Below are 16,658 nucleotides of genomic sequence, written 5' to 3'. Positions count from 1 at the left end.
AGATTGCTCAAGCACAAGGAAGCCACCGCACATGGCGTACTACCAGCACCCCCTCGATGTCACCGCCCTGCCCACCTGGAAGGCCCTCCAGCAACACCGAGCCAGCTTGCAGAGCTTCAGCATGCGCGAGGCGTTCAACATGGACGCGCAGCGTTTCGAGCACCTCTCACTGAGTAGCTGCGGCCTGTTTCTCGACTACTCGAAAAACCTGATCACCCTTGAAACCCGAGACCTGTTGGTCAGCCTGGCCAAGGAATGCGGGCTGGAGCAGGCCATTCGGGCGCAATTCGACGGTGAACCGATCAACGCCTCGGAAGCACGTCCGGCCTTGCACACCGCGCTGCGCCGACCGATCGGCGACAAGGTGCTGGTCGATGGCGCCGACGTGATGCCCGAGGTGCAGCGTGTACTGCACCAGATGACCGAATTGGTCGGACGGGTGCACGATGGGCTGTGGCGTGGCTACAGTGAGAAGCCGATCACCGACGTGGTCAACATCGGCATCGGCGGCTCCTTCCTCGGCCCGCAACTGGTCTCCGAGGCCCTACTGCCATTCGCCCAGCGCGGTGTGCGCTGCCACTACCTGGCCAATATCGACGGCAGCTCGTTCCACGAACTGGCCGCCAAACTGCGCGCCGAAACCACCCTGTTCATCGTCTCGTCGAAATCCTTCAGCACCCTGGAAACTCTGAAAAACGCCCAGGCCGCACGCAGCTGGTACCTGGCCCAGGGGGGCTCAGAGGCCGAGCTGTATCGGCACTTTATTGCAGTGTCGAGCAACACCCAGGCAGCGGTGGCCTTCGGCATCCACGAAGAGAACGTGTTCCCGATGTGGGACTGGGTCGGCGGGCGTTATTCGCTGTGGTCGGCCATCGGCCTGCCCATCGCCATGTCGATCGGCATGTCCAACTTCAAGGAACTGCTGTCCGGTGCCTACAGCATGGATCAGCACTTCCTGACCGCCCCCTTCGAAAGCAACATGCCGGTGCTGCTGGCCCTGCTGGGCATCTGGTACGGCAACTTCTGGGGCGCGCAGAGCCAGGCGATCCTGCCGTACGACCATTACCTGCGCAATATCACCAAACACCTGCAGCAACTGGACATGGAATCCAACGGCAAGAGCGTGCTGCAGGACGGCCAACCGGTACCTTGCGCCACCGGCCCGGTAATCTGGGGCGGGGTCGGCTGCAACGGCCAGCATGCCTATCACCAGTTGCTGCACCAGGGCACCCAATTGATTCCGGCGGACTTCATCGTCCCAGTGGTCAGCTACAACCCGGTTGCCGACCACCACCAGTGGCTGTACGCCAACTGCCTGTCGCAGAGCCAGGCGCTGATGCTCGGCAAGACCCGCGAAGAAGCCGAGAGCGAACTGCGCGGCCAGGGCCTGAGCGAAGCCGAAGTGCAGCGCCTGGCGCCACACAAGGTCATCCCCGGTAACCGGCCGAGCAACACCCTGGTGCTCGAACGCATCAGCCCGCGCCGCCTCGGCGCCCTGGTGGCGATGTATGAGCACAAGGTGTTCGCCCAGAGTGCGATCTGGGGCATCAACGCCTTCGATCAGTGGGGTGTCGAACTGGGCAAGGAGCTGGGCAAGAGCGTCTATTCACGCCTGGTCGGTAGCGAGGAAAAGCCAGCCGAGGATGCCTCGACCCAGGGTCTGATCGAGTTCTTCCGCGGCCGCCACCGCGGCTGAAGCACCGCCTCCCCACAACCCGGCCCTGGCCGGGTTGTGGCTTTCTACGGGTCGGTTTAGCCAGCAGCCAGCACAGCGCAGGCCGCCGGCCCCGGATTCGCAGTCAAGGCCATGCGCTGCACTTGAACCCGACGACAGCTCGGGTGCTAACCTTAGGCCATCGAGGCCAGACAACAATAAGGACCAGCCATGTTCGAGATCACCCGCCACCCCGTCAGCAAGGCCGTGCGAGCGCGCGCGCACCTCAACGACGACGACTACCAGCGCCTGTATCGGCACTCCATCGAGCAACCGGAAACCTTCTGGGCCGAACAGGCCAAAGCCTTTCTCGACTGGTCGAAGCCCTGGGACAAGGTCTATAGCGGCGACCTGAAAAAGGGCCAGGCCAGCTGGTTCAAGGGCGGGCAACTGAACGTCAGCTACAACTGCATCGACCGGCACCTGGAGCAGCGCGGCGAGCAGATCGCCCTGATTTGGGAAGGCGACAACCCCGCCGAATCCGCCAACATCACCTATAACAAGCTGCACCACCACGTCTGCCGCCTGGCCAATGTGCTGAAGAGCCGCGGCGTGGGAAAAGGTGATCGGGTGTGCATCTATATGCCGATGATCCCGGAGGCGACCTACGCCATGCTCGCCTGCACGCGCATCGGTGCGGTGCATTCGGTGGTGTTCGGCGGCTTCTCCCCGGATGCTCTGCGCGACCGCATCCTCGACGCCGATTGCCACACGGTGATCACCGCCGACGAGGGTGTGCGCGGCGGCAAGTACGTGCCGCTCAAGGCCAACGTCGACAAGGCGCTGCAGAGCTGCCCGGACGTCGCCACGGTGGTGGTGGTCGAGCGCACCCAGGGCCCGATCGACTGGGTGCAGGACCGCGACATCTGGTACCACGAGGCGCTGCAGGCCGCCAGCAGCGACTGCCCAGCGGAACCGATGGACGCCGAAGACCCGCTGTTCATCCTCTACACGTCCGGTAGCACCGGCAAACCCAAGGGCGTGCTACACAGCACCGGCGGCTACCTGTTGATGGCCGCCATGACCCACAAGTACGTGTTCGACTACCACGAAGGCGATATCTACTGGTGTACCGCCGATGTCGGCTGGGTCACCGGCCACAGTTACATCGTCTACGGCCCGCTGGCCAACGGCGCCACCAGCCTGGTGTTCGAGGGGGTGCCCAACTACCCGGACGCCTCACGCTTCTGGCAGGTGATCGACAAGCATCAGGTGAACATTTTTTACACCGCGCCGACCGCCCTGCGCGCGCTGATGCGCGAAGGTGAAGAGCCGGTGAAGAAAACCTCGCGTTCGAGTCTGCGCCTACTCGGCAGTGTCGGTGAGCCGATCAACCCGGAGGCCTGGGAGTGGTACTTCAATGTGGTCGGCGACAGGCGCTGCCCGATCGTCGACACCTGGTGGCAGACCGAAACCGGCGCCATCCTGATCACCCCGCTGCCCGGCGCCACCGACCTCAAGCCCGGCTCGGCGACCCGTCCGTTCTTCGGTGTGCAACCGGCGCTGCTGGACGAGCAGGGCAAGGAGATCGACGGTCCGGGCAGCGGCGTGCTGGCGATCAAGGCCAGCTGGCCGAGCCAGATCCGCAGCATCTACGGCGATCATCAGCGCATGGTCGACACCTACTTCAAACCCTACCCCGGCTACTACTTCACCGGCGACGGCGCACGCCGCGACGAGGACGGCTACTACTGGATCACCGGCCGGGTCGACGACGTGATCAACGTCTCCGGTCATCGCATCGGCACCGCCGAGGTGGAAAGCGCCCTGGTCCTGCACGATGCGGTCGCCGAGGCGGCGGTGGTCGGCTACCCGCACGACATCAAGGGCCAGGGCATCTACGCCTTCGTCACGCCGATGAGCGGCGTAGAGCCCAGCGATGATCTGAAAAAACAGCTGCTCGACATGGTCGGCAAAGAAATTGGCAGCTTCGCCAAGCCCGAAATGATCCAGTGGGCACCCGGCCTGCCAAAAACCCGCTCGGGCAAGATCATGCGCCGCATTCTGCGCAAGATCGCCTGCAACGAACTGGACACCCTCGGCGACACCTCGACCCTGGCCGACCCCAGCGTGGTGGACAGCCTGATCGAGCAGCGCCTGAACCGCTAAAACCTATGGCGGTCCAGCGGCGGCCGCTCAGGGCCGGAGCGAACAGTCCGCCGCCGTGGCGTTTTCTGCTGCCTCGGCTGGCATACTGCTTGGCGAATACGCCCTACCCTGTAACCTCGCGGGAGGAGCCGGCAAGCTGGCTCCTCCATGTCCCTGCAACCCGAGCATTAGCTGTTGATGGAATTCCTCCGCCGCCACATCGAAACCCAGGTATTCAGCCTCAGCGGCATCGCCTTGGGTCAGATTGACTTTGAACACCCCAAGGGCGACCCCGGCCTGTTCGGCCCCGACTCGGTGAGCTGGCAGGTGCATGGCGACTTCACCAGCATGCTGGTCGGCGGCATCAGCGCCCTGCTCCTGCAGGCGCTGCACCCACTGGCGCTGGCCGGGGTCTGGGATCACTCGAATTTTCGCAGCGACCTGCTCGGCCGCCTGCGCCGCACTGGCCAGTTCATCTCCGGCACCACCTTCGGCGCCCGCGCCGATGCCGACTGGCTAATCGACAAGGTCACACGCATCCACCTGCAGGTAACCGGCACGGCGCCGGATGGCCGCCCCTATGCGGCCAGCGACCCCGCCCTGCTGACCTGGGTGCACGTGGCCGAGGTGCACAGCTTTCTCCAGGCGCACCTGCGCTACCGCAATCCCCGACTGAGCGAGGCCGACCAGGATCGCTACTACGCCGAGATCGCCCTGATCGCCGAGCGCCTCGGCGCCAGCCAGGTGCCGCGCTCGCGCAACGAAGTCAGCGCCTACCTGGCAGCCATCCGCCCGCAGTTGCGCTGCGAACAACGCTCCCAAGAGATTCTGCGCATCCTGCTCAACGCTCCGGCGCCCAGCGCCCTCGCCGTCCCAGTGGGCAAACTGCTGACCCAGGCCGGCATCGACCTGCTGCCGGCCTGGGCGCAGAACATCCTCGAACAACCCATCGGCCCAGTGCGCAGCCGAGTGATTCACGCCGGCGTACACAGCCTGGCCCCCGTGTTGCGCTGGGCCGTGCGCAACGGTGCCATCCACCGCGCGCGCAAACGCCTGGGCCTGCCGCCCGCTTGATGCGGCGCCAGGCCGGTGTCTATCACGCCTGCGCCTGACCGGCCGGTTCCCCCACTGGCCCAAAACCAAGCCCCTGTGCAACCATAGCGCCCTTGCTGCAACTCACCGCCCCCACGTTCTTGAGGAACCCCATCATGCAAGAAGTCGTCATCGTCGCCGCCACCCGCACCGCCGTCGGCAGCTTCCAGGGTTCGCTGGCGGGCATCGCCGCCCCCGAACTGGGCGCTGCGGTGATCCGCCGCTTGCTGGAACAAACCGGCCTGAATGGCGCCGAGGTCGACGAAGTGATCCTCGGCCAGGTGCTCACCGCAGGCAGCGGACAAAACCCGGCACGCCAGGCGGCGATCCTCGCCGGTTTGCCCCATGCGGTACCGGCGCTGACCCTGAACAAGGTCTGCGGTTCGGGCCTGAAAGCCCTGCACCTGGGCGCCCAGGCGATTCGCTGCGGCGATGCCGAGGTGATCATCGCCGGCGGCATGGAGAACATGAGCCTGGCCCCCTACGTCATGCCCGGCGCACGTACCGGTCTGCGCATGGGCCACGCCCAGCTGGTCGACAGCATGATCACAGACGGCCTGTGGGACGCCTTCAACGACTACCACATGGGCATCACCGCCGAGAACCTGGTGGATAAGTACGCCATCAGCCGCGAGGAGCAGGATGCCTTCGCCGCCGAGTCGCAGCGCAAGGCCTGCGCCGCCATCGAGGCCGGCCGCTTCACGGATGAAATTACCCCGATTCTGATTCCCCAGCGCAAAGGCGAGCCGCTCAGCTTCGCCACCGACGAACAGCCGCGCGCCAGCAGCACCGCCGAATCATTGGCCAAGCTCAAGCCGGCGTTCAAGAAAGACGGCAGCGTCACCGCCGGCAATGCCTCCAGCCTCAACGACGGCGCCGCCGCGGTGCTGCTGATGAGCGCAGGCAAAGCCCAGGCCCTCGGTCTGCCGGTGCTGGCGCGCATCGCCGGCTACGCCAACGCCGGCGTCGATCCGGCAATCATGGGCATCGGCCCGGTCTCCGCCACCCAGCGCTGCTTGGCCAAGGCCGGTTGGAGCCTGGAGCAGCTGGACCTGATCGAGGCCAACGAAGCCTTCGCCGCCCAGGCCCTGGCCGTTGGCAAGGAATTGCAGTGGGATGCGAGCAAGGTCAACGTCAACGGTGGTGCCATCGCCATCGGCCACCCGATCGGTGGTTCCGGCTGCCGGATTTTGGTGACCCTGCTGCACGAGATGATCAAGCGCGATGCCCACAAGGGCCTGGCCACTCTGTGTATCGGTGGCGGTCAGGGCGTGGCTTTGGCGATTGAACGCGGATAAATAACGCTCCCCGTGCAGGGCGGGTGCAACCCGCAGCCATCGGCGGGTTGCACCCGCCCTACTGGCTGGCATAGCAGGCTCCAGCGCTTTTCTTGATAAACTGCGCGCCCCCATTTCCGAGTCGCAGCGTATGCCTACTCTCGAACAGGCGCTGCGCGCCGCACTAGCCCATCGCCAGCCATTGCTCGCTGAACTGCACCAGCAAGGCACCGACTGTTATCGGCTGTTCCACGGCAGCCAGGAAGGCGCCAGCGGTCTGACCATCGACCGCTACGGCCCGCAGTTATTGGTGCAAAGCTTTCATCAGAGCCTCAGTCATGACGAGCTGCTGCAACTGGCTGAGCAGTGCAAGCAGGCCCTCGATACGCCGCTATTGCTGGTCTACAACGACCGCTGCCAGGGCAATTCGCGGATCGATCGCAGCGACCCGGTCTACCAGGCCCAACCGGCGGCCCTGGAAGACCAGATCGGTCACGAGTGGGGCCTCAACTATCGTGTGCGCGGTCGCCATGCCGGACAAGATCCGCTGCTGTTTCTCGACCTGCGCAACACCCGTGGCTGGATCAAGGCGCACAGTGCCGGAAAATCCGTGCTCAACCTGTTCGCCTATACCTGCGGCGTCGGCCTCAGCGCGGCGGCTGGCGGCGCCCGTGAAGTGATCAACCTGGATTTTGCCGAAGGCAACCTGGCGGTCGGTCGCGAAAACGCCGCGCTCAATCCAGAACTGGCGCCCATGCAATTTATCCAGTCCGACTATTTTCCGGCGATTCGCCAATTGGCCGGACTGCCAATCAGCGCGCGGCGCGGGCATAAGCTGCCCGATTACCCACGCCTGCAGCCGCGCCAGTTCGACCGGGTCTTGCTCGACCCGCCAGCCTGGGCCAAGAGTGCCTTCGGCACCGTCGACCTGCTGCGCGACTACCAAAGCCTGCTCAAACCGGCGATTCTCGCCACCGCCGAGGACGGCATGCTGATCTGCTGCAACAACTTGGCAAAGGTCGCCCTCAGCGACTGGCGCACGCACGTGCTGCGCTGCGCGGAAAAGCTGGGCCGCCCGGTACGCGACTGTCAGGTGCTGGCGCCAGCACCGGACTTTCCTTCACTTGACGGCCAACCACCGCTGAAAACCCTGATCCTGCAGTTCTAAGCCAACCCGAGCCCGCACAGAAAACACCGCCCGCCTTACCTCTGGAACTACCCACGCGTGCCATACTCCAAAGCATTTCTCGTCGGGATTGATGGCGTTTTTATGCTTAAAGGAATAAAGCGCGCCGCTGGCGCCCTGCTGATTGCCATTGCACTCTATAGCCTGCTGGGCTTTCTGATCCTGCCCGGCATCGGTCTGCGTATCGCCAACCAGCAATTTGCGCAATACGCCAACGCGCCCGCCACGCTGGAACGCGTGCAACTCAACCCCTTCAGCCTGGAAGCCAGTCTCTGGGGTTTGCGCATTGGCGAACCCGGCCAGGAACAAGTGGCCTTCGAGCGCCTCTATGCCAACCTGCAACTCGATAGCCTGTGGCGTGGCGTTCTGCACCTGAGTACTGTCGAGCTGGATAAGCCACATACCCAGGTGCAGTTCGCCAAGGACGGAACACTCAACCTGACCCAGCTGTTCAAGCTACCAGCCAGTGCCGAGCCGGCCACCGAGGAGCCGCCAAGCGAGCCATTCCCGCTACGCATCGCCCACATCAAACTGGCCGGCGGCAACCTGCACTTCCTGGATCTGCGGCCGAGCGAGCCCATCGAGTTGCTCTACGACGACCTTAGCGTCGAGCTGTACAACCTCAGCACCCTGCCCGACGACAATGCCGAAATGACCCTGGTCGCCACCGGGCAAAATGGGGGTCGAATCGACTGGAACGGACAGATCAGTCTGGTACCGCTCAGCTCCAGTGGCAGCCTGAAAATCAGCGATGGCAAGATCAAAGCCCTCTGGCCCTATGTACGCGATGCCGTGCCCCTGGTACTAGAGGAAGGGGGTATCGACCTGGCCACCGACTACACGCTGAGCCTGGCCGATAACACGCAACTGCTGCTGCACAACATCCAGGTCAAGATCGCCCCGTTCGCCATCAAAGCGCCGGACGGCCGCCATTTGGTCAAACTGGCTAACCTGGAAATCAGCGACAGCAGCCTGGATCTGGTCAAACAACGGGTGGTGGTCGGCAAGTTACGCAGCCAGCAACTGGAAACCTGGGCCGCCCGTGAAGCCGACGGCCAACTGGACTGGCAGAAACTGTTCGCCAGCGCGGGGCCCGACACCGCACAGCAGAACCGTACGCCGCAGAAAAACACAGCCGCGGCGCCAGGGAAACCCTGGCAAGTGCTGCTGCGCGATGTGCAACTGCGTAACTACCAAGTGCACCTGGTCGACCGCATGCCAGAGCAGGATGTTGCACTCGAACTGGGCCCGCTCGACCTCGACCTGCAGAACTTCGACAGCCTGGGTACCTCGCCCTTCACGCTCAAACTGGATACCGGCCTGGGCAAACAGGGCAAGTTGCAAGCCGAAGGTCAGGCACAACTGAACCCGACCACCGCTAGCCTGCAAGTCGCTACTCGTGCGATCGACCTGCGCGTGGCCCAGGCCTACCTCAGCCCCTTTGTGCGAATCGAGCTACGCAGCGGCCTGCTCGATAGCGACCTAGATCTCGCCCTGAGCGCTACCGAACCGCTGGCCTTTAGCGTCACAGGAAAGGCCCAGATCAACCAGTTGCATACCCTCGACACCCTCAAGGAGCGCGACTTCGTGCGCTGGCAGCAGCTCGACCTACTCGGCCTGAACTACCAGCACGGCGACAGCCTGAATATCGACAAAGTGCAGCTCAGCCAGCCCTATGCACGCTTTATCATCAATGAAGACCTGACTACCAACGCCAGCGAACTGGTAATCGCCCCAGCGGCCAGCCCCGCAGAATCCGCTGCCCCTGCTGCCAAGTCCGAGCCGGCCAGCAAACCGCTGAATATCCATATCGGCGAAGTCACCCTCGCCGACGGTTCGGTCAATTTCGCAGACTTCAGCCTGACCCCAAATTTTGCCACCGCCATCCAGCAGCTCAACGGCAGCATCGGTACCCTCGACAGCCGCACGCAAGCGCCGGCCAACGTCGATATCGTCGGCAAGATCGACCGCTACGCACCGGTCAGCATCAAGGGCAGCCTTAACCCCTTCGACCCGCTGGACAGTCTGGACATCATCACTCAGTTCAAACAGGTCGAACTAACCACTCTGACGCCCTATTCTGGAAAATTCGCCGGTTATCGCATCCGCAAGGGACGACTCAATCTGGACCTGCATTACCGCATCAGCAAGGGCAAGCTGAATGCCGAGAACAGCGTGGTGGTCGAACAATTGCAGCTGGGTGAAAAAGTCGATAGCCCCAGCGCGGTCGACTTGCCGATTCGCCTAGCGGTCGCCCTGCTCAAGGATAGCGACGGCAAGATTGCCCTTAGCCTGCCGGTGCAGGGCGATCTCAACAACCCCCAATTCAGCGTGATGCCAATTGTCTGGAAAACCCTGCGCAATCTGATCCTGCGCGCGGCTCAAGCGCCGTTCAAGTTTATTGGTGGCTTGGTCAGCGGCGGCTCTAAGATGGACTTGAGCACGGTGCACTTCAACCCGGGCAGCAGCGAACTCGACAGCAGCGCCCAATCCGCCTTGGACCTACTCGCCAGAGCCCTGAAGGAGCGCCCGGCGTTGAGCTTGGAGGTCGAAGGCACCAGCGCACAAAGCAGCGACGGCCTGCCGCTGGCCGAGCAGCGCCTAGAGCGCGAATACCAGAATACTTATTACAAGATTCTCCAGCGCCGCGGCGACTCAGTCCCGGTCGATGCCAGCCAACTACAGGTCGCGGACGACGAAAAAGGCCCGCTGCTCGAAGCCATCTACCGCCGCCGCCTGAAACAGCAGCCACCCGCTGCATGGAACGAATTGGACAAGCAACAGCGGGTCGTCAATTTACGCAATGCCGTCCTCCAGTTCTGGAGCAAAAGCCAATTACTGCAACGCCAGCTGGCCCAGACCCGCGCCTCCAACATCAAGGATTATCTGGTCGAGCGTGGCGGCCTGACTGACGAACGCATCTATCTGCTGGATGTCGGCTTCGGCCAGGCGCAAGCGGACGGCCGAGTAGCGACGTCGCTGAGCCTCGATAGCCGATGAGACGGAGTCCACAATGAGACTGTTTAGCCCCATTTTCCTAGCCTTGGCGCTCAGTTGCTGCGCCGCTACGGCCCGGGCCGATACCCTGCGCTGCGGCAGCCAACTGGTCAGCGTCGGTGATCGCTCCTTTGAAGTGGAGCAGAAATGCGGTGAGCCGGCCTTCCGTGATCTGGTTGGCTACACCCTCGGGTCATACGAACGGCGCGAGTTCAAGATCGAGGAATGGGTCTACGGACCCCGCAACGGCATGCTCACCATCCTGACCTTCGAGGGCAACCGCCTGACCCGCATCGAACGCCGACGCGGCCACTGACAAACACCTGCCCGCGCGGTAGCCTGAGGCATATTCTTGTCGAACTGGTTAACCCCGTGAAAGTGCTCCTCACTGCCCTGCTCATTCTGTTGGCCGGTAGCGTCCAGGCCTCGACCTTGCGCTGCGGCAGCGCCTTGATCAGCACCGACGACGCCAGCAGCGAAGTGCTCGGCAAATGCGGCGAACCGAAGAGCCGTGACTTTATCGGCTACCGCGAAGTGATCGACATCTACGGTTTTCGTCGCGAAGTGTCGGTGGAAGAATGGACCTACGGCCCGCGCAATGGCATGTACCATTTCCTGCGATTCGAGGGTAACCGCCTGCGCACTATCGACAGCAAGCGCGGCAACTGAGGCAGACCAACCTCGTCGGCGATGCCATCCACATCTGCAGGCCTGAGAGCCGCCGCGGTCAATCCCATAACTGCTGCGCATCTGGGCCGCGATACCACCTGTGCGATAGAGGACACATCGTCTCGATTGCCCAGTCCTGACAAGAAGCCAAGCCTGACAACGGTATTGAGCACAGACCAGATTAAACACAAAAGCCCCGCAAGGCTTTGGTCTAGCGATTGCGCTTACAGCTTGCTGCTGAAGTCGCGCAACTCATCCTGGGCCTTTTCCTTGGTCCAGCCGTAACGCTCTTGCAGCTTGCCGGCCAGGTATTCGCTATGGCCCTCTAGCACATCCAGATCATCGTCGGTCAGATTGCCCCAACGCTCCTTGATACGACCATTGATTTGCTTCCACTTACCTTTGATTACATCGGCATTCATGCGGTTGTCCCGTTCGTTGGCGAGGCCCGGCTCGACTGGCATGAGCCGGGCGATTTCCCACATGATTTAGTCGGCAGATTTCAGGCCGTCGGCAGACACTGCAGTAACACCTTTGATTTCCTTGGTTTTAGCAATCGCCAGGTCACGCTCGGCATCACTGGCAACCACCCCGGAAAGGGAAACCACCCCCTTGTTGGTTTCAACTTTTATATCCAGACCGCTGAGGCTGTCATCGGCAAGGAAGGTCGACTTCACCTTGCTGGTAATCCAGGTATCGGAAACAGCCTCTTCAGCCTTGTCCATGGTGGCGCTTGCAGCCAGCATGATCGGCTGCGCGGCAGTGCGGCTATCGGCGAAGGCGGTACCTGCAAGCGACAGGCTCAAAACCGTAGCGGTGATAGCGGCAAAAGCGAACGTATTGATTGGCTTTTTCATGGGTATTGACTCCTGTACGTTGCAAACAATCTGCAAGCCATTCCAAGCTGCAGTCTCCCCTGTACGGTTGCAAGCCATGCGCCAACTCTAAAACCCAGTTATAGTTTTATTTATCAAGCACTTAACGAAAAAATAAAAAACCTGAACCATGCAGGCTGCATGCTCAGGCCAATATTCTCGGGCAAATTGCACGACACTAAACTCAAACACACCCGCTCGACCTACCTGCAAAGCCGCCGACTTAGAGGGCCTTCGCCTCCAAGTGAGTGCCCCCTGCCGGGCGCACAAAAAAACAGCGCCCGAAGGCAAGCCGCTCACTTAAGGTGTTGATGCCGAGTAGTTAAGCCCAACTAGCACCGGATCTAGTGGCTTGCACGGTTGGATGGTTAACTCAAATTCGCCGGTTTGAGTCTTATCTGTGGGAGGCCCGACCTCGGTGTGCCCTGCACCGCGCCAGCACAACCTGGCAGCCCAGCGGGCTGCATTCGCGGGGCCTTCTTCTACACGGTTATGGACCGGCTTGAGCCCATGGCTAAACGGATTAACCGATCAGGCCACTAGAAACAAAAAACCCCCGGAGAAATTATCTTCCGAGGGTTTTTCATTTCCGGCCCAGGCGGGGCAAGTCTTTCAGCTCAGTTCATCAACACGGTTACTGAACGGCTTGACCTAAGGGGCGTTCTTTTAACGCGTAAAGCTCGCGGGTAATTAAGCGCCCGATGCTTCAGCGGCTGCCACATCTTTGATCGACAGCTTGATGCGGCCGCGGTTGTCCACGTCCAGTACCAATACCTTCACTTCCTGACCTTCTTTAAGAATGTCGGTGACCTTCTCGACGCGCTGATCGCTCAGCATCGAGATGTGCACCAGACCGTCCTTGCCCGGCAGGATGTTGACGAAGGCGCCGAAGTCGACGATGCGCTCGACCTTGCCGACGTAGATCTTGCCGATCTCGGCTTCCGCGGTGATGCCGAGAACGCGCTGACGCGCAGCCTCTGCCGCTTCCTTGGTTTCGCCGAAGATCTTGATGGTGCCGTCGTCTTCGATGTCGATCGAGGCCTTGGTCTCCTCGCAGATGGCACGGATGGTCGCGCCACCCTTGCCGATCACGTCGCGGATTTTGTCGGTGTCGATTTTCATCGCGATCATGGTCGGCGCATTAGCCGACAGTTCGTTACGCGAGCTGGCGAGGATCTGGTTCATCTGGCCGAGAATGTTCAGGCGCGCTTCCAGGGCTTGGCCCAGGGCGATTTCCATGATTTCTTCGGTGATGCCCTTGATCTTGATGTCCATCTGCAGCGCGGTCACACCCTTGGCGGTACCGGCTACTTTGAAGTCCATGTCGCCCAGGTGATCTTCGTCGCCGAGGATGTCAGTCAGAATGGCGAACTTCTCGCCGTCCTTGACCAGGCCCATGGCGATACCGGCAACCGGTGCCTTCATCGGCACACCGGCATCCATCAGCGCCAGGGAAGCACCGCAGACCGAAGCCATGGAGCTGGAACCGTTTGACTCGGTGATTTCCGATACCACACGAATGGTATACGGAAACTCGTCGGCACTCGGCAGCATCGCCGAGATGCTGCGGCGGGCCAGGCGGCCGTGGCCGATTTCGCGACGACCGGTAAAGCCGACACGACCGCACTCGCCGACCGAATAGGGCGGGAAGTTGTAGTGCAGCATGAAGGGGTCTTTGCGCTCGCCTTCGAGGGTGTCGAGCAGCTGTGCATCACGCGCAGTACCCAGGGTAGCGACGACCAGGGCCTGGGTTTCGCCACGGGTGAACAATGCCGAACCATGGGTCTTCGGCAGTACGCCGACTTCGATGGCCAGCGGACGTACGGTGCGGGTATCGCGGCCGTCGATACGCGGCTGACCATTGACGATGTTCTCGCGCACGGTGCGGTATTCGACTTCACCGAAGGCTGCTTTCACCTCGGTGGCAGTCGGTTGACCTTCTTCGCCAGACAGCTTGGCGACGATCTGCTCACGCAGCTCGCCCAGACGAGCATAACGCTCGTGCTTGACGGTGATGGCGTAGGCTTTGGAGATTTCCGCACCGAACTCGCTGCGAATGGCAGCCAGCAGCTGGGTGTTTTCCGGCTTAGGCTGCCAATCCCAGGTCGGTTTGGCGGCTTCGGCAGCCAGCTCTTTAATTGCCTGGATCGCGCACTGGAAGCCTTCCTGGGCGAACAGCACGGCGCCCAGCATCTGGTCTTCGGTCAGCTCTTTGGCTTCCGACTCGACCATCAGCACGGCATCAGCGGTACCGGCCACGACCATGTCCAGGCTGGAAGCTTTCTGCTGCTCATAAGTCGGGTTCAACAGGTAGCCGGAGTCCGGGTGGAAGGCTACGCGTGCAGCACCGATAGGGCCATCGAACGGGATGCCGGAGATCGCCAGGGCCGCCGAGGTACCGATCATTGCAGCGATGTCCGGATCGGTCTTCTTGCTAGTGGAAACCACGGTGCAGAGAACCTGCACTTCGTTCTGGAAACCTTCCGGGAACAGCGGACGGATCGGCCGATCGATCAGGCGCGAGGTCAGGGTCTCTTTCTCGGACGGACGGGCTTCACGCTTGAAGAAGCCGCCGGGGATCTTGCCGGCAGCGTAGGTTTTTTCCTGGTAGTGCACAGCCAGGGGAAAAAAGCCCTTGCTTGGGTCGGCAGTCTTGGCGCCGACCACCGTCACCAATACGCTGACGTCGTCGTCAACGCTGACCAGTACTGCACCAGTGGCTTGACGGGCGATACGGCCAGTCTCGAGGGTAACGGTCGATTGACCGAACTGAAATTTCTTGATTACCGGGTTCACGGTGTTTTCCTTCTCTTTTTTGCCTTTGGGGAAAGCGGTTTCTTGCAGAATTCGTGGGCAGTTGCAGGAGTCGAACCCGACACTGTCCTAACAGGCGGTTAAATGCGTACGACTGAAACGCAAAAGCTGGAAGCAGGGACGCACCCCACTTCCAGCTTCGGCAGTCAGCTACGCATAAGCATTGCTTAGCGACGCAGACCCAGGCGACCGATCAAGGCGCTGTAACGACCAAGATCCTTACCCTTCAGGTAATCCAGCAGCTTGCGACGCTGGTTAACCATACGGATCAGGCCACGACGCGAGTGGTGGTCTTTACCGTTGATTTTGAAGTGACCTTGCAGCTTGTTGATGTTGAAGGTCAACAGTGCAACTTGCACTTCCGGGCTACCGGTGTCGCCTTCAGCTTGCTTGTAGTCGTTAACGATCTGGGCTTTATCTTCAACGCTGAGTGCCATGTGGGCGTCCTCTCAGTTAGGCAACCGCCGAAACAGTTGCAATAGGCCGGGAATCGCTTCCCGTGATTTTAAAGTGAGGAATGACCGTGCCTATTAACAGCCACCCTCGATACGCTGGCGAGAACCGAAGCTCTCCACCAACGCCACGGTCATACCGACCGAATCAAACGACGCGGCGCAATGCGCCCGTCTTCGCTCACTTCACCGATCCCGATGAAGCAACCATTGTGATCTTGCACCCGTACCATGCCGAACTTCGGCGCTTCCGGTGCGCGTACCGGCTGCCCTTGCAGCCAGTAGAACGAACTGTGCTCGGAAAACTGCAACAACGGCCAATGCAGCAGGCCACTGTCCACCGGCAGCAGAAACTGATCGACAGCCTCATGACCACCCTCGGCATGGGCCTGTTCCAGCGCCTCCAGGCTCACCGTTTGGTCCAGCCCGAAAGGGCCCGCCTTGGTACGCCTTAGCTGCGCAACATGGGCGCCGCAACCGAGCAAGTGGCCGATATCCTCGACCAGAGTGCGTATATAGGTGCCTTTCGTGCAGTCGACCGCCAGGCACGCTTGCTCCGCCTCGCAGCTCAGTAATTCCAAGCGCGCAATAGTAACAGAACGCGGCTCGCGCTCCACTACCTCACCGGCACGGGCGAGCTTGTACAGCGGCTGGCCATCACGCTTGAGCGCCGAATACATCGGCGGTATCTGGCTGATTTCACCGCGAAAACGCGGCAACAAGGCCTCGATATCGGCACGACCAACGGTCACCGGGCGACGCTCCAGCACTTCGCCTTCGGCATCGGCGGTGGTGGTGGTGACGCCCAGTTGCATCAGGGTCTCATAGCCTTTATCGGCGTCCAGCAAATACTGCGAGAACTTGGTCGCCTCGCCGAAGCACAACGGCAACACGCCAGTAGCCAAGGGATCGAGACTCCCGGTATGCCCGGCTTTTTCGGCGTTGAGCAACCAGCGGACTTTTTGCAGCGCAGCGTTGGAACTGAAGCCGCGCGGCTTATCCAGCAAGATGATGCCATTGACCGGACGACGAATACGTTTCACCTGAGCCACGCGCTTACTCCTTGGCCTCGGTTGTTTCGTCGCCATGCGAATTGTCTTCACTGACAGCGCGCTCGATCAACGCGGACAATTGCGCACCCCGCACCACACTTTCATCGTAGTGGAAGCGCAAGTTGGGCACGCTGCGCAGCTTCATCGCCTTACCCAACTGCATGCGCAGGAAACCGCTGGCGTCGTTGAGGACCTTGACACTTTGCGCCACGCGATCGACGCCTTCCTCTGGCTCAGCGCCCATCACGGTGACGAAAACCTTGGCATGACTGGCGTCGCGGCTGACTTCCACCGCGGTAATGGTCACCAGCCCGCCCAGGCGCGGATCTTTGATTTCCAGACGAATCAATTGCGCCAGCTCACGCTGCATCTGGTCGCCGATGCGTTGGGCACGGCTATATTCTTTGGCCATTTCTACTACCTTCCACTCGCCACGACGTCC

At 61.5% G+C, this 16,658-nt stretch carries 14 protein-coding genes; 8 read left to right on the top strand and 6 right to left on the bottom strand.

All coding sequences use genetic code 11. The features are described from left to right. Nucleotides 1-31 precede the first annotated feature (31 nt). From pgi to VCJ09_RS04310, 8 genes are all read left to right on the top strand, one after another. A complete protein-coding gene (gene pgi / locus VCJ09_RS04345) occupies nucleotides 32-1,696 on the top strand; it encodes a glucose-6-phosphate isomerase (protein WP_324733281.1) in 1,665 nt (554 codons plus the stop codon). Nucleotides 1,697-1,885: 189 nt separating this feature from the next. Continuing rightward, on the top strand, nucleotides 1,886-3,823 hold the full coding sequence (gene acs, locus VCJ09_RS04340) for an acetate--CoA ligase (protein ID WP_324733280.1): 1,938 nt from the start codon (nucleotides 1,886-1,888) through the stop codon (nucleotides 3,821-3,823). 177 nt (nucleotides 3,824-4,000) lie between these two features. Continuing rightward, nucleotides 4,001-4,876: an oxygenase MpaB family protein gene (locus VCJ09_RS04335; protein WP_324733279.1), complete on the top strand. Its 876-nt coding sequence runs from the start codon at nucleotides 4,001-4,003 to the stop codon at nucleotides 4,874-4,876. Between the two features lie 134 nt (nucleotides 4,877-5,010). Next, entirely contained in the window at nucleotides 5,011-6,192 is a 1,182-nt protein-coding gene (locus VCJ09_RS04330) for an acetyl-CoA C-acetyltransferase (RefSeq protein ID WP_324733278.1), read from the top strand. Nucleotides 6,193-6,322: 130 nt separating this feature from the next. Beyond that, nucleotides 6,323-7,339 carry a class I SAM-dependent rRNA methyltransferase gene (locus VCJ09_RS04325; protein WP_324733277.1) on the top strand — a complete coding sequence of 339 codons (1,017 nt, stop codon included), beginning with the start codon at nucleotides 6,323-6,325 and terminating at the stop codon, nucleotides 7,337-7,339. Between the two features lie 102 nt (nucleotides 7,340-7,441). Continuing rightward, on the top strand, nucleotides 7,442-10,357 hold the full coding sequence (locus VCJ09_RS04320; protein WP_324733276.1) for a DUF748 domain-containing protein: 2,916 nt from the start codon (nucleotides 7,442-7,444) through the stop codon (nucleotides 10,355-10,357). Nucleotides 10,358-10,370: 13 nt separating this feature from the next. Next, nucleotides 10,371-10,670 carry a DUF2845 domain-containing protein gene (locus tag VCJ09_RS04315; RefSeq protein WP_324733275.1) on the top strand — a complete coding sequence of 100 codons (300 nt, stop codon included), beginning with the start codon at nucleotides 10,371-10,373 and terminating at the stop codon, nucleotides 10,668-10,670. 56 nt (nucleotides 10,671-10,726) lie between these two features. Then, complete coding sequence (locus VCJ09_RS04310; protein ID WP_324733274.1) at nucleotides 10,727-11,023, top strand: DUF2845 domain-containing protein; 297 nt, start codon at nucleotides 10,727-10,729, stop codon at nucleotides 11,021-11,023. Between the two features lie 224 nt (nucleotides 11,024-11,247). Here the strand turns inward: VCJ09_RS04310 and VCJ09_RS04305 are convergent, their stop codons facing one another. The 6 genes from VCJ09_RS04305 to rbfA form a co-directional block, all read right to left on the bottom strand. Continuing rightward, a complete protein-coding gene (locus VCJ09_RS04305; RefSeq protein WP_324733273.1) occupies nucleotides 11,248-11,445 on the bottom strand; it encodes a CsbD family protein in 198 nt (65 codons plus the stop codon). Between the two features lie 66 nt (nucleotides 11,446-11,511). Further along, on the bottom strand, nucleotides 11,512-11,880 hold the full coding sequence (locus VCJ09_RS04300; RefSeq protein WP_079204783.1) for a BON domain-containing protein: 369 nt from the start codon (nucleotides 11,878-11,880) through the stop codon (nucleotides 11,512-11,514). Between the two features lie 708 nt (nucleotides 11,881-12,588). Beyond that, nucleotides 12,589-14,694, bottom strand: a complete 2,106-nt coding sequence (gene pnp / locus VCJ09_RS04295; RefSeq protein ID WP_324733272.1) for a polyribonucleotide nucleotidyltransferase — start codon at nucleotides 14,692-14,694, stop codon at nucleotides 12,589-12,591. A gap of 185 nt (nucleotides 14,695-14,879) precedes the next feature. Continuing rightward, nucleotides 14,880-15,149: a 30S ribosomal protein S15 gene (gene rpsO, locus VCJ09_RS04290; RefSeq protein WP_324733271.1), complete on the bottom strand. Its 270-nt coding sequence runs from the start codon at nucleotides 15,147-15,149 to the stop codon at nucleotides 14,880-14,882. A gap of 149 nt (nucleotides 15,150-15,298) precedes the next feature. Continuing rightward, the gene (gene truB, locus VCJ09_RS04285; RefSeq protein ID WP_079204780.1) at nucleotides 15,299-16,216 is read right to left on the bottom strand and encodes a tRNA pseudouridine(55) synthase TruB; all 918 of its coding nucleotides are present in this window, start codon (nucleotides 16,214-16,216) and stop codon (nucleotides 15,299-15,301) included. 4 nt (nucleotides 16,217-16,220) lie between these two features. After that, entirely contained in the window at nucleotides 16,221-16,628 is a 408-nt protein-coding gene (gene rbfA / locus VCJ09_RS04280) for a 30S ribosome-binding factor RbfA (RefSeq protein ID WP_079204779.1), read from the bottom strand. Between the last annotated feature and the right edge of the window lie 30 nt (nucleotides 16,629-16,658).

Origin of the sequence: Pseudomonas paeninsulae (genome assembly GCF_035621475.1) — a bacterium.
GTDB classification, from domain to species: domain Bacteria; phylum Pseudomonadota; class Gammaproteobacteria; order Pseudomonadales; family Pseudomonadaceae; genus Aquipseudomonas; species Aquipseudomonas paeninsulae.
The sequence above is the reverse complement of the archived record's forward strand: the minus strand, read 5'-3'. Positions and strand labels throughout refer to the sequence as shown.